The organism is Crateriforma conspicua (assembly GCF_007752935.1).
Lineage (GTDB): Bacteria > Planctomycetota > Planctomycetia > Pirellulales > Pirellulaceae > Crateriforma > Crateriforma conspicua.
Map to the genome: position 1 here is coordinate 931,432 of NZ_CP036319.1, position 13,418 is coordinate 944,849.

The window sequence follows — 13,418 nt, forward strand, 5'->3', positions numbered from 1 at the left end:
GTTCCGGCCCGGTCCGATCGCAAAGTGCGGTCCAATCGCAAAGCGGTCTGTCGCCGGGTTCGGGGTCGGCGGAAGCTGTCGGCGAACAACAGCCGAATCGGCCCGTCGGGACGGACGCGTGGGTCTGGATTCAGCCCTCGATGCCCAGTCGCTTTGCCGATGCAACACGACCGGTGGACGCGGCGGTTGGCGGTACAGAGGACAACGGAGCGGGGGCCAGACTCGATGAGGCATTCCGTTGGTTTCCCGATCCGATTCGCCGGCTGAGAGTTCAGATCATTCGCTTTGATGCCCGGCGATTGGAATACGTCCAGACCGCCGATCAGCCGGAAGCCAGCGTGGTCGCCGCGGATCGAGTGGTGTGGGCGATGCCGATTCGGTGGCAGCCCGGTCAGCGTCAGGCCATCGACGCTTTGGTTCGTGGCGATGACGACGCGGCGTTGCGAGCACTGTTGCAGCAAACCGAACAGAGGCCGGCGGTCTGGTTACAGCAGTGGTTGTCGATGGCTGCCGCCCAGGCCGCATCGCGCAGCGGACGTTCGGAGATCGCGTTGGAGATCGTCCGGCAATTGGATCGACGGCCGTTGCCGCCGATGGTCGTCGGCTGGCTGCCCGTTCGCTGGTTGTCTTCATCGGAACGGCCGGGCGGAATCGACGCCCAGGCGGCACGCGCGGCCCTGGCCGATCCCTCCGATGCGGTGCGATTGGTCGCCGCATCGGCATTGTTGGAAAAGGATCGTGCCGCGGCTTCGGCCGTGTTGGCCAGGCTATCTGGTGGACAGCAACGACCGCTGATCGCCGCACTGGCGTCCGCCCAGATGTTGCGGACGATGAATCCGGCACAGTGGACCGAAGATCTGGCCGTCAATTTGCGTCGTGTGGAGACCCTGCCGCTGGCGATTCAGATGGGGCCGTTGTCGATGGCGGCCGAACGCACGGACAGGGCTGGCCTGGATTCGACCGCCGAAGACCTGGAAACGTCGCTTCGTTGGGCCCCGGTCGCCCCCCATCCGGTGCGGCCCGAAACGCTGCAGATGTTGGTCGGCGGGACCGTGGGAGGGCCCTGACATTCGTCGGAAACAAAGGCGATATTAGGACTTGCCGCCAAAAGGACTTGCCGATAGATTCCGCGATTCGTTCTAGCAAGTTCCTTAAGATTTAAAGTCAGTCTCGTGGCGGTTCAGCGAACCTTCATGGCCAAACCCGGCCAAGTCGAACAACACTGGTATCACGTCGATGCATCGGACGAAGTCCTGGGCCGGCTGGCCGGCGACATCGCCGTCGTGCTGATGGGCAAGCATAAGCCGGAATACACACCGCACGTCGATTGTGGTGACTTCGTCGTCGTGACCAACGCCGAAAAAGTGGCCATGACGGGCAACAAGATGAGTGATCGGCACTACACGTGGTACACCGGCTATCCCGGGCTGCATCTGGAAAGCTATGGCGATCGTCGCGACCGCAAGCCGGAAGATCTGATTCTGCACGCCGTGCGTCGCATGCTGCCCAAGAACAAGTTGGCCGCAAAGATGCTGAAGAAGCTGAAGATCTACAGCGGCTCAGAGCATCCGCACACGGCTCAACAGCCTTCGGAATTGCAGCGAACCAGCAAAAAGGTCTGACACCGACGTGTCGACTTGAAAGTCAGGGCCTCAGTCGATGAGGCGGCTTTTCATTAACGTCACATCCATCCGCGTCCCGTTCATCATCGCACCAAACAGCATTCCATGGTTTCCATCAAAAAGGACAAGATCAGCGGCGATTGCCTGGGCACCGGCCGACGCAAAAGCAGCGTCGCTCGTGTCCGTATCCGTTCCGGCAGCGGCAAAATCGTGATCAACCGTAAGCCGATCGAAGAGTATTTTGCCAACGAACAGGACGTTGCCGCGATCCGTTCGACCCTGGATGCCGTGGAATTGGGCGACAAGCTGGATGTGTTCGTGCGTGTCAGCGGCGGCGGAATGACCGGCCAAAGCGGTGCCGTCCGCATGGGCCTGGCTCGTGCCTTGACCGGATACGACGAATCGTTGCACGAAACCCTACGCGACGGCAACTTCCTGACTCGCGATTCGCGAATGAAGGAACGGAAGAAGCCCGGTCTGCGTGGTGCCCGTCGTGGCGTCCAGTTCAGCAAGCGTTAATACGCCGCTGGCTACATTCCGACTGGTGTTTGCGTCAGTTTTCGCTACGATCTGACGCACCGGGATCTTTGGCGCGTCGCTTGCACCGTCATGCATGGGTTCTGTATCCTGCCAAGCCGTCATGGGCCACCAGGTGTGGTGACCGGCCGGTTTCTCTGAAAAATCGGCCATTTTCTCTTCTCGGGCTCGGTGCCCGAAAAGCGGCAGCAGGTTTCATCGGTAAACGGAAATATCAGTTTTGGGAAAAAAAGAAGAGGCCTTCGAAGTCGAAGGTACTGTCACGCAAGCCTTGGCAAACACTCGGTTCCGCGTGCAATTGGAAACAGGTAACGAAGTCATGGCGCACGTCGCCGGGCGCATGCGGAAGCACTTCATTCGGATCGTCCCCGGTGACAAGGTTCGCGTTGAACTGTCGCCCTACGATCTGACGAAGGGCCGAATCACCTATCGCGAACGCTAACACTTCATCGATCGTCGCTATGCTTGATTCTGTACGTTCAAATGGCAATTCCAGCGTCGCGATGCGGCGATTCGGTTTTGCTTCATTCGCAGTTTGTCTGGCCATCACACTGGTCGGTTGTAACGTACAGACCCGCAGCAGCAGCCCGGGCCCGATCGATGCGGACGCTCCGGAAGAATTTTCGTCCACCGATTCGGGGCTGCAGTATCGGATCCTGCGTAAGGGCAACGGGAACATGCCGGGCCCGACCAGTCGCGTCGTCGTTGATTACGTGGGCACGTTGGACAACGGCATCGAGTTTGATAGCTCGTACCGTCGATCCGATCCGACGTCGTTTCGTCTGACCGATGTCGTTCGTGGCTGGACCGAAGGTCTGCAGCTGGTCAGCGAAGGCGGGATGATTGAGCTGAAGATCCCGGCGGAAATGGGTTATGGCAATTCGCCGCCACCCGGCAGCGGAATTCCGATCGGCGCGACGTTGAACTTCATCGTCGAATTGCACGAAATCAAGTAGGCCCGGCGGCAGACCGCGATACCTAGCCGCGTAGAAACACCGGTTGGCTTTCTTTGCTGCTAGCCGCATCGTATCGATAACCGTCGGCGTCGAACGTTTGCAGTTTCTTTGGCGTTTTCGCTTTTTTGCGAATCGCCCACGATGCCATTGTCCCTCGTGCGACTTTGGCAAAGACCGTGATCATCTTGTACTCGCCGTCTTTGTTTTCCTTGAAGACGGGGGTGATGATCGGGAACGGAAACGTCTTTGGACCGATCGCTTTCAGGTATTCCTGGGATGCCAAGTTCAATAGGAACTTTGCACCGGTCGTCTCCATCGACTTGATCAAACGGTCCCGGACCTTGTCACCCCAGAACGCGTAGAGGTCTTTTCCGCGTTCCGTCTTCAGCGACGTGCCCATCTCCAATCGGTACGGAAGCATCAGGTCCTTGGGACGCAGCACGCCGTACAGTCCCGACAAAATGCGAAGGTGATCCTGGGCATAGTCCCATTGTTTGGGCGTCCATTGGTCCGTTTTCAGCCCGCGATAGACGTCGCCTTGGAAGGCACACGCCGCCGGCCGACCGCCATTTCGTGCGGTGGGGATCTCCCAGTCTTGGAATCGTTGGTGATTCAATTCGGCCAACGAATCGCTGATGCCCATCAGGTCGCGAAGCGCATTCGGGGTTGCTTCGGCCAGTTGTGACGCCAGTTGTTGGCTGTCGTCGGGGAATGGGATCTTGGTCGTGCCAGTGAGGGAGACGGGCGAATCAAAGTCCAGGGTTTTCGAGGGCGACAAAATCGACAGCATGGATCATTCGGTCGGACGGAAGATCGGTCCGGTGTCACGACTTCGTTTGACTGGAAATCGCGGCCACCGGTTTGATGGGTTGATTAAACGTGCACAAGTGAAACGACGCTTGCGGCAGTAATTCAGCCGGCATCGCCTTCGGAATCCGAACCGGTGCGTTGACCCACTTGGTCATCGATCATCAACAGGCCCATCGGGTTGTCGCCGACTTTACGAAGCTTTTCAACGATCGACAGCACCGTCGATTCTTCTTCGACCTGCTCGCTGACGAACCACTGCAGGAATGCAATCGCCGCGTGGTCACTATGCTTGGCCGCCAAGTCCACCAATTGGTTGATCTTTCGGGTGACCAGGCACTCGTGTTGGTAGCTGTCTTCGAAAGCTTCCAGCACGCTGCCGAATTCGATTTTCGGGGTATCGATCTGTTGCAAGATGACTCGGCCGCCACGTTCGTTGATGTGGTCGACGAACTTCATCGCATGCATGCGTTCTTCGTCGGCTTGCAGTTGCATCCAGGACGCCATGCCGTCCCAGTTTTCGGCGGCAAAGTAGTTCATCATCGAAAGGTAAAGATACGACGAATAAAACTCGGCGTTCAGGTGATCGTTAAACGCGTCTTGGATTTCTTGGTGCACGACATTGTGTCCGGCAGGAAAGGAAGCGACTTGGAAGGCCTAGCCCGCAATCTATCACGCCATCGAGATCGATCCCACGAGGGAAATTTGACGGAATGGTATGTCATCGACCATGCGCTATTGCACGGCGATGTCGGCGGGATTCATTCCGTTGCGGAAGCATTTTCGGACCGCCTGCGACCGGCGACCGCAGCGTAGGCCAGCAGGTCACTGCGGTCCAAGCAGTGGTCGCGGAGCCGCTTTTCCACCGCGACCGATTGGTCCGCCGGGACGTCGCCGAGCAATTCGATCAAACGTGCGATGTACGTTTGCAACGGAATCTCAGCCGGCATTTTGTCGATCATGACCGACAGGGCTTTGGCGGGCTGGTCCGATCTGGCCAGCAGTTCCGCGTACGTTTCGATTGCACCGGTTCCGTGTACCGACGGATCAACCGTGTCGGCTTTGCGTGCGAACAATCGCAGATTGTCCGGCACGTCGTGTCCGAGCAACGTTCGATAAAACGCGCGGTACATCGGATAGAATTCGGCAAAAGGTTCATCGCCAGGGTATTGGAATTGGCTGTTCAGCTTGGAACCATAGTTAGTAAGCTCCAGGGCCATTTCCAGTTGTCGTGGATCGGTCAGCACACTGGCGATCTTAACCGTGGACGCCAAGTGGGTTGTGTCCAGGTGGTAGCCGCCACCGGCCAAAAGATCCGGATTTTCTTCCAGCAGTTTCCCGAGCGACTTTGAGGCAAGCTGACCGGCATCGGGGGCGGGCGACGAGTCTTTGATCCGGCCGTGGATGTCTTGTCGTACGAGGTCGGTAAGCTCGTTGTAAAAGTGCAGCAGCAGTTTTTCCGCTGCGGCTTGGCGTTCGGCCAACGGCATTCCCGCGATCGTTTGTTCGTACATCGTGATGCTGTTGCACGTGCCTTGATGCTCCAGCACCAATTCGTAGCCACGACCGACGTCGATCGCTTCGTGCACCAGCACCTGGATCAGTGCATCGTAATTGTCGTCGTCAACATCGACCGATGACATCAGTCGACGCACCAATTCGCGATCTCCGATCGGCCGAAGGTACATCCAGCCTTCCATCACGCGACCTTGTTGGATCAACATCGCGCCGGCTTCGCGGCACCCCCGCAGCAACCCGTCCTCCAAACGTCGCTCGGTCTCCGGTGAATGCTGGTTTTCATCGGACGTGGCGACCGCGGGCAGGCCCAATTCTAACCGTGTCGCCATCTTCATGGCCTCAAATAACTCAACCGGCTGACCCTGCGCCCGATAATGTGCCAGCATTTGGCGAACGATGCTTGCTGCGTCATCCGTGGTGTCACGCAGTCGCGTGGTGAAGTCTTCGGTGCGGTCGTTCAAAACGGTGGAAACCTGTGTGTCGGCGGGGCGTCTGGGATCAAGGCCGGGGACGCGATTCGGCGTAAGTGTCAAAGCGTCTTTCGATCATTCTGGGGCCACGGTCATTCCAAACGCTTTGGATCTTGTTGGCAAGCCGGTCCAGCCGATCCGTGGCAATGGATGTTGTCGGTAGAGCGGCAAGACGTATGAAATGACAAAGGGTTGGCGGGGATCACGATCCGGTCGCGTCCGATCGCAGTTCCGTCTGAACGTCTTGCAGAGCCTTTTCATAGTGCTTCAGCGTCGCGGTCAGTCCCAGCGTACGAGCGGTGTCGCACAACAAACGCAATGCCGCCAAGCGAATCTTCGGTGGGGCGATGATTTCACGCCGCAGCGCACACAGCCGCAACGATTTCAGCGCTGATTCGGATTCCCCCAGTGCAAGTTCGCTGCGGGCACGCATCAGAAATGCTTGAGGCGAATATTCATCACAGTTCAACGCCGGCTGAACGGCATCGATGGCGTTTTGAAAATCACCGGCGTCAAAGTGGGCTTCGGAAAGGATCACACACAAGTGCTTCAACGACGCATCGCGTTTCAAACGCCCGGTGCAAATTTCAATGCGTTGTCGGATCCAATCCCTCTGACTGCGAACCAGTTCTTCGTCGGCTTCGGCCGAATTGACTCGGCTGGCCAAGTCGTTGGCTTCGCGGAACTGCTGCAGCGATCGAGCCAGAATGGCTTCTTCCAACTGCCACTGCACGTCATTGTTATCGGGGAAAATCTTGGCGGCTTGTGCCAGTACCCGCTTTGCTTCCAGCGGCCGATGTTCGTCACGGTACAGCCGTCCCAGTTCCAGGAATTGGTCGACGTTGCCGTGGTTTTCCCGAATCGCACGTTCCAAATGCTGACGTCGTTCCAGCTGGACCTTCGGTTCCATCACAGCCTTGCCGGGCTGTGGGTCGGGGACCTTTTGCTGAAGCGAATCGTCGGGGGAATCCATCGGGCCGTCGCACGGCGGAGACTGGGAATCGGGGAACGTCACGCCATTTTAGCAGGAACCGATTGGCCCGGCGTCGCAACACGATCGTCTTGCCATCGGCTGGAACCAGCGGGGGCACCGGGCGACACCCAGGTCACTCGGCGACATCCAGATACAGCGATCGGACGTTGTCCGCATCCAAGGCGATCGGGTTGAAGGTACCGGTCCATTGTCGCAGTGCGTCGTCGGCAAATTCGTCGATCTGGCCGCTGGGAATTGCCAAGTCCGCTAGGTTGGTCGCCAACCCCGCACGCCGGACCCATTGCTGTACCAAGTCGGCCAGTCGATCCGACGGGCTTTGGTCCGATGGCGGCAGATCCAATTCGCGCAACAGTTCCGCATACCACTGTTGATGCTGTTGCCCGTTCAAGCGGATCACCGCCGGCAACATCAGCCCGACCGCTTGGCCGTGGGCGATTCCGTGACGTGCGGTCAGTGGGTTCGCCGTTGCATGAGCGGCGCCCAACATCGACGTTTCGATGGCCATGCCAGCCAAGCTGGCCCCCAATTGCATTTGGCTGCGTGCCTCCAGGTCGTTCGGATCGTCCAGCACGCGTGGGAATCCCGACGCCAGCATCCCAAAGGCTCGTCGGCTGTACGTGATCGACATCTCGTTCCGCCGTTTGGTGACGTACGTTTCTATCGCGTGCGACAGCGCATCAATCCCCGTCAACGCGGTCACGCTGGCCGGTTGGGTCAGGGTCAACGTTGGGTCCAGCAAGGCGACACGGCAAGCCGCGCGGGGATCGCCGCACGGCATTTTGACGTGCGTCTTGGCGTCGCTGATCAAAGCAAACGACTGGCTCTCGCTGCCGGTGCCCGCTGTCGTCGGCACCGCGATCATGGGCAATAAATCCGTGGTCGCTTTTCCGACACCCGCGTAGTCGTGGATGGATCCACCACAGCAGTAAACGAAATTGATTCCCTTGCAACAGTCCATGCTGCTCCCGCCACCGAGTCCGACCAAGACATCCGGTTGAAAATCTGCCGTGCACCGTACCCCTGCGTCGACCATGTCGGAGGTGGGGTTTTCACCGAAGTCGTGGAATGAAGCGGTCTCCAGACCTGACGACTGCAGCAATCCCATCGCATGATCGAAATGTCCGGCATCAATCAACCCAGGATCACAGACAACCATCACTTTGCGGGCGCGAGGACCCTGCCCCGCCGAAATCTGTGCCGTGATATCGCCCAGTTGATCCAACGAGCCATCACCAAAGACGAAGCGTGTGCGCTGTTGAATGTCGAATGGTTGCATGTTGGATCGGACGGAAGGGTTGGGATGGCGGGAGGGGCGGGCGGTGAGAGTACACGATGGTCGGACGGGGAAAGCCCGGGGGCGGCCGGACGGCGAAATCGACCGCAAAAGCATCGACCGCGGGAACATTGTACGCCGGTCTTGGCCGGACGGTTTTAGGCGAAACGGTCTGACCAGGCGATGCCCGATCGGATGATCAAGTCGGAAACGACCAGGCCGAACGAAACCCCGATGCCAGGCATTACCACGAGGTGTCATCCACGGTCAAAAGCAATTGCCAAACGCACACACCGATCAACAATCCGGCGATCACCGCCGCAACGGGGACACGCAGCCACCACGGTCGGCGACGGATCGGAATGTCAGTCACGGCGATGCAGGTCGGGGTGAACAAGGCGACCGCATACAGCCATGCCGGATAGTCTTCCCAAGTGTAGAACCGGGACGTTGTGGTCAATGCGGCGATCATTCCGGCCAATGGGAAAAACACGACTGAAACCACCCGCGACGGCAAAGTGGCTGTGCCCCGCAATGTGACGACGACCTGGCAGGCAAGCGTTGCGGAGATTGCCGCCAGGCACCACTGCGCCGGGGCCGCATAGTTCAACGCGGTCAAAAGCATCGCGGGACCAAGTCCGGCCAAGCCCACCAGCAAAAGCCAGCTGCCTGCACCGCTCCGGTGCAACGATTGGAATGAAGCGATGTTCAGCAGGACGCTGACAACGACCAACGCGAACCACGTCCGATGAAGCGGCAGTGTGTCGACCCAACCTTCGCCGGTTGGCAGCACCATGAACGCGAGCCATGTGGAACCCAAGCCGACCAATAACATTCGCCAGCCGTTCCAAGGTTCGGTAACGGCGAACATTCCACACGCGGCCAGGGCCAGTACGAACAATGGTGCAATGACGCTACGCCACGCCTCATCGTCGAACACCCAGGCGACGAACGATTGCTCGCTTTCCGAGAAGTGAAAACCGATGGCCAACGACCCAAGCATGGCCAAGCACCAACCGGCCGCGGCCACCAGAGCAGCCGCACCGGTTCGATTCCATGGCGATTTGGCGACTTCGTCAACGCCAGACACGCCGGCAACACGACCGGCCGTCCAGGCGGCGACAAATGCGATCACGGCTGGCAAGGCCATACAGCCCACCAGCAACTCAGTGCTGAAAGTCACTCCTAGGGAACGAACTTCAAAGTCGCTTTGATGGCGACGTCGTTGTCGATCTTGCCTTGACCGTAGGTCATGCCCCATTTGGTACGATCGATTTTGAATTCGGCCGTCAGTGTGGCACCGTCCGACTTGGCCACACAAACCACGGGGACTTCGACCGTTTCCGTTTTGCCCAGCATCGTCAATTTCCCGATCATCTTTCCGGTTCGCGGCTCATCGCCGGCCACCATCTTGTCCGATTCAAATCGGATCTCGGGGTACTTGCGAACGTCAAAAAAGTCGGGGTTCTTCAGGTGGTTGGTCAGTTTCGGATTGTCCGACCACAGGCTGGCCGTTTGGATGACCACTTTCAACGAAGCGTCCAGAGGATTTTCGGGATTCAGCGTCGCGTCGGCTGCGAATTTCTTGAATCCGCCGTCGTGCTTTCCGTCGGGCTTGGTGCCGACAAAACTGATCTTCGAATCATCGGGGACCAATTTCAAACCTTCGGCACCGGCCGGAGCGTTCAAGAAAAACGCGGCACAGGCAACCGCGGACAGCGTCATACGAAGCGACATGGAGGGGCTCACAAACGAGGGAGTCGATCGAAATCGGGGAGAAGGACAAAACGCATGCCCCGGTCGGGACACCGTTCAACCCGACCAATAGTTTAAAGCTGCGACAACCCGCCACGGTCGCCGAAGAAAACTTTTTCGCCGATGCTGTTCCAGCGGCGGGTCAGGATACGGTCGCGGCCCAGTCGCACAGTGAATTGATGTATGCGGCGGTCCCGTCACGATTCCAGCTGTCCAATTGATCCTGCGATTTCAGTTGTCGTCCGCGTTGCATCGGCGTGACGAAAAAACCACTGGAAACGTCAGGCAGTGCCGACATGTCGCCCCACAATTTTTCAAACTGGCTGACCGGGAAAATGTCTTCTTGGCCGTGCCCCCAGCGTTTCTTGACGTCTTTCAGCGTGATGTAGGTGGGCAATCGTGATGCGGCGTCGCGAACGGCACGATCCACCTTGGACGCATTTTCCAGGTCGTCCACCGACAGACCAAACCACTTCAACAATCGATGTATGTCGATCCACGTGGTCATGCTGTTGTAGTAGGTCAGCCCGAATTCGATTTCTTCGTCGGGCATGGCAAGGCCTTCCACCAAACGGACGCGTCCGTCGACACGGGCCAAGCCGCCGCCGCGATCTTCCAGTCGCCGTGTGATGACTTCGAAGTTCAGATCATTTCCGGACTGCAGGTGCAGCCCCAACAGCCCGGGGTCGACGTTGGCGCCCAGTGTATCGATGTTGTGCAACATCAAGTGCTGTAGCGTCGGTTGACGCTTCAGCATTGCGGCCAGCGTTCCGCTGCGAATCAGATTGGGCACTTCGTACCAGTGCCCGACCGGATGCATGCACTGGGCGGGCAAGTTGTCGGTGTAATCGCTGCCTTCGCCCTGTTGTACCGCCCACTGTGACAATGCCGCGCGCAAACTTTCACGAACCTTTTGTTGTTGTTCGTCCAAGACTTGCTGGGCCGTTTCTTCCCACATGAATCGCAAGTCGCGAAGCATCGGAATCATTCGCAACCCGACGCTGCGTCCAGTCGAAACGTACAGGTCACCTTCGAAACCGTAATTGTCTTGACGCTGGATGGCATCGCGGATGGCCCGCTCGGTCAACCAACTGGTGGTGACCACATGCGGGATGGATCCACCAAACTGACGTGTGACCGCGCGATTCTTGGCCAAATGCACTTCAAGAAAGTTGCGATGGCGTCCGGCGAAACGATGAAACGGATGCAATGCTTTGCAAACGCCTGCGCCTTGAGTCCAGCGGCTGCCCACACCGGCGGCCAAAGTGACGATGCCGACCCGGCCGTCGGCAATCGCGCGGCGTCCCAGATCCACGGTCGATGCGTCGATGGCGACCCTCGCGTCGATCAAGTCGCTCGCATCGACGTCTTCGATCGACGCGTTGGCCCCCAGTCGGTTTTGGGCCAATCCCAATCGGCCGCTGCGCAGATCAGATCGGATCTGTTCGTGTTGTTGGCGATCGAAACCGGTCTGTTCCAAAATCTGTCGCAGCGGGCTGTGATCGCCTTCCGACTTGGTGGCCGCCGGCAAAATGGATTCCAGCAACCGCATTGGATCGGTTTCGTTGCCCGATGCAGAATCACCGGACCGGCGAATCCCGTGTCCGACGTTTTGCAGTTCGTGCAGCGTGATCTTGGACAATTCGCGTGCCGGTCGACGCAAGGCCGCCGGCAACATCATTTCGTAATAGCGACCGGGCAACATGGCTTCGTTGCCGCGCCGCAGAGTTGCCGCGGTGCCGTTGTCGTTGATGGCGAAATCGTAAACGACCGGGTCCATGGCAAACGGCAACGCGGTTTCCATTTCGCGTTTGACGCGGATCATGGTTTCGCCCAGCCAAGCTTGTGCCTCGGGTTTGACGGTGGGATCAAAGATGAAACCCATGCCGCCACCGGACATGCCGCCCAGCATCCAAAAGCCCCAGAATTGGTCGCCGTATTTCTGTCGACAGGATTCAATCAGCCGGTCGGTGAATCGGTTGGTGGCCCAGGGGATGATTGACTGCAACGGGCCTTCGAAATTTCGCGTGGTCGCATCGCCCACCGCGCGGATATCGCCACGCTGAAGCGCATCGACCACTTCGTCATAAATCTGCATGGCTTTCTGGCGACCAGCCCATTCCTTTTCGCCACGCAATAGATAGTGCTCGGTGACCATTTCCAGGATCGGGCCGACGTTCTGGGCCATGCCGCCGTGGACCATGATCAAGCTGTCTTGCAGCTTTTGTCGCGTCACGTCATCGACCTTGTCGCGGTCCAGGACCGTGTGTACCGGCGTCAGACGCCCGCGACTGATGCCATATTCCGGGTCTCCTTCGGTGGCGGTCGTACCACAGATCAGCTTGATGCCCGGCCAGACGCCCCCGGAATCTTGCCACCCGCCGCCGCTGCCGCCGATCCATTCGCCCAGGATCGCGCGTGCCGCGACCAAACGACGGTCCGATTCGGTCAACACACCGGTCAGCTGACGGACTTGTCCGGTGGCTCGCATCAAAATGGAAATCAACGACCCAAGCAGGTTGGTCGACACGGCCAGACGCGAGCCTTTCGGTATGTCATTGATCTTGCTGACCAGTTCAAAGCCTTTGCCCGGGCCGATCATCCGCGCCAGCAGGCTTTCCAAAGGTTCCTGGCATCCTTCCAGTCCCGGCGGAACGATGCCGGCGGCGATCACCGCGGCCTTTAGCAGGCCCAGGTAGTCACGAGCGAAATCAAACATTTCGCCGATGCTGGTCACATCGGTCGACGCTTTCAAATCGACACTGACCAAGCGGATCACGGGTTGGTCGATGATACGTAGGTACGTTTCGATCGGCGGACGGGGCGCCGCATCGCGGCCGCAAACGCCCAGATCGACCGATACGTTCAGAACGCGAGCGCCTTCGGGGAAATCCATCCCAAGAAAAAAGATGTCGCTCCACGCGGAGTGTGAAAAATCCATCCGCACCGCCGTCGTTTCGCACAACAGCGGGGGCAGTGATTCGCCGGAGGCGGCTAGTAAATCCGATGAGAATCGAAGTGGATGATCGGCCGGATGCCCCAAGCGAAACATCCATTGGTTGCCTCGCACCGTGCGGACACTCTGTTTGACCTGGTCGGCCAGCGTTTGGAAACCCAGTCGGTGATAGGCTTCTGCCAACGCGCTGCACAACCCATCGCTTGCACCGGAGTCGGCCTGGGTTTCCAAAAAGACTTCGATGGCTTCCAAGAACCGTCGTTCCAGCAAGTGTTGATAGCCATCGAAGGGGATTTCGCTTTGACGCGTCGGGTCCAATCGGGGCGGCAAGTGATAGCGATGGATCGCAGCCAAAAAGAACAACGCCCGAACACGACGGTACAGGTTGCGTTCGCCGCGTCGAAATTGATCCAGCTGGTCGGCGGCCGCGATCAATTGGTCGCGGTCCATCGTCGCGACCACGGATTCCAACGATTGATTGCGAACCAAGTCGTCATCCGAGGTGATGATGTCAATCAGTTTCGTCATGA

Annotated in this window: 13 protein-coding genes; 5 read left to right on the forward strand and 8 right to left on the reverse strand. The window is 58.6% G+C overall.

Annotated features, from left to right (window positions below; genetic code table 11):
* Positions 1-140 precede the first annotated feature (140 nt).
* From Mal65_RS03350 to Mal65_RS03370, 5 genes are all read left to right on the forward strand, one after another.
* Positions 141-1,067: a hypothetical protein gene (locus Mal65_RS03350; protein ID WP_145293636.1), complete on the forward strand. Its 927-nt coding sequence runs from the start codon at positions 141-143 to the stop codon at positions 1,065-1,067.
* Between the two features lie 126 nt (positions 1,068-1,193).
* Entirely contained in the window at positions 1,194-1,622 is a 429-nt protein-coding gene (gene rplM / locus Mal65_RS03355) for a 50S ribosomal protein L13 (protein ID WP_165701560.1), read from the forward strand.
* Between the two features lie 105 nt (positions 1,623-1,727).
* Positions 1,728-2,141 (forward strand): 30S ribosomal protein S9, encoded by a 414-nt coding sequence (gene rpsI / locus Mal65_RS03360; protein WP_145293640.1) that lies wholly within the window; start codon positions 1,728-1,730, stop codon positions 2,139-2,141.
* Positions 2,142-2,379: 238 nt separating this feature from the next.
* The gene (gene infA / locus Mal65_RS03365; RefSeq protein WP_094411247.1) at positions 2,380-2,601 is read left to right on the forward strand and encodes a translation initiation factor IF-1; all 222 of its coding nucleotides are present in this window, start codon (positions 2,380-2,382) and stop codon (positions 2,599-2,601) included.
* A gap of 19 nt (positions 2,602-2,620) precedes the next feature.
* Positions 2,621-3,115 (forward strand): FKBP-type peptidyl-prolyl cis-trans isomerase, encoded by a 495-nt coding sequence (locus Mal65_RS03370; protein ID WP_196784529.1) that lies wholly within the window; start codon positions 2,621-2,623, stop codon positions 3,113-3,115.
* Between the two features lie 22 nt (positions 3,116-3,137).
* Here Mal65_RS03370 and yaaA read toward each other — a convergent pair whose 3' ends face one another.
* The 8 genes from yaaA to Mal65_RS03410 all read right to left on the reverse strand — a co-directional run bounded on the left by yaaA (position 3,138) and on the right by Mal65_RS03410 (position 13,416).
* The gene (gene yaaA, locus Mal65_RS03375) at positions 3,138-3,905 is read right to left on the reverse strand and encodes a peroxide stress protein YaaA (protein ID WP_145293642.1); all 768 of its coding nucleotides are present in this window, start codon (positions 3,903-3,905) and stop codon (positions 3,138-3,140) included.
* Between the two features lie 122 nt (positions 3,906-4,027).
* The gene (locus Mal65_RS03380; RefSeq protein WP_145293644.1) at positions 4,028-4,540 is read right to left on the reverse strand and encodes a ferritin; all 513 of its coding nucleotides are present in this window, start codon (positions 4,538-4,540) and stop codon (positions 4,028-4,030) included.
* A gap of 143 nt (positions 4,541-4,683) precedes the next feature.
* Positions 4,684-5,973, reverse strand: a complete 1,290-nt coding sequence (locus Mal65_RS03385) for a hypothetical protein (RefSeq protein ID WP_196784530.1) — start codon at positions 5,971-5,973, stop codon at positions 4,684-4,686.
* Between the two features lie 139 nt (positions 5,974-6,112).
* Complete coding sequence (locus tag Mal65_RS03390) at positions 6,113-6,883, reverse strand: tetratricopeptide repeat protein (protein WP_145293646.1); 771 nt, start codon at positions 6,881-6,883, stop codon at positions 6,113-6,115.
* 133 nt (positions 6,884-7,016) lie between these two features.
* Complete coding sequence (locus Mal65_RS03395) at positions 7,017-8,180, reverse strand: iron-containing alcohol dehydrogenase (RefSeq protein WP_145293648.1); 1,164 nt, start codon at positions 8,178-8,180, stop codon at positions 7,017-7,019.
* Between the two features lie 241 nt (positions 8,181-8,421).
* On the reverse strand, positions 8,422-9,360 hold the full coding sequence (locus Mal65_RS03400) for a hypothetical protein (RefSeq protein ID WP_145293650.1): 939 nt from the start codon (positions 9,358-9,360) through the stop codon (positions 8,422-8,424).
* Between the two features lie 2 nt (positions 9,361-9,362).
* Positions 9,363-9,914: a YceI family protein gene (locus Mal65_RS03405; RefSeq protein ID WP_145293652.1), complete on the reverse strand. Its 552-nt coding sequence runs from the start codon at positions 9,912-9,914 to the stop codon at positions 9,363-9,365.
* Between the two features lie 160 nt (positions 9,915-10,074).
* Positions 10,075-13,416, reverse strand: coding sequence for a UTP--glucose-1-phosphate uridylyltransferase (locus Mal65_RS03410; protein ID WP_145293654.1), 3,342 nt, complete (start codon positions 13,414-13,416; stop codon positions 10,075-10,077).
* Positions 13,417-13,418 lie beyond the last annotated feature (2 nt).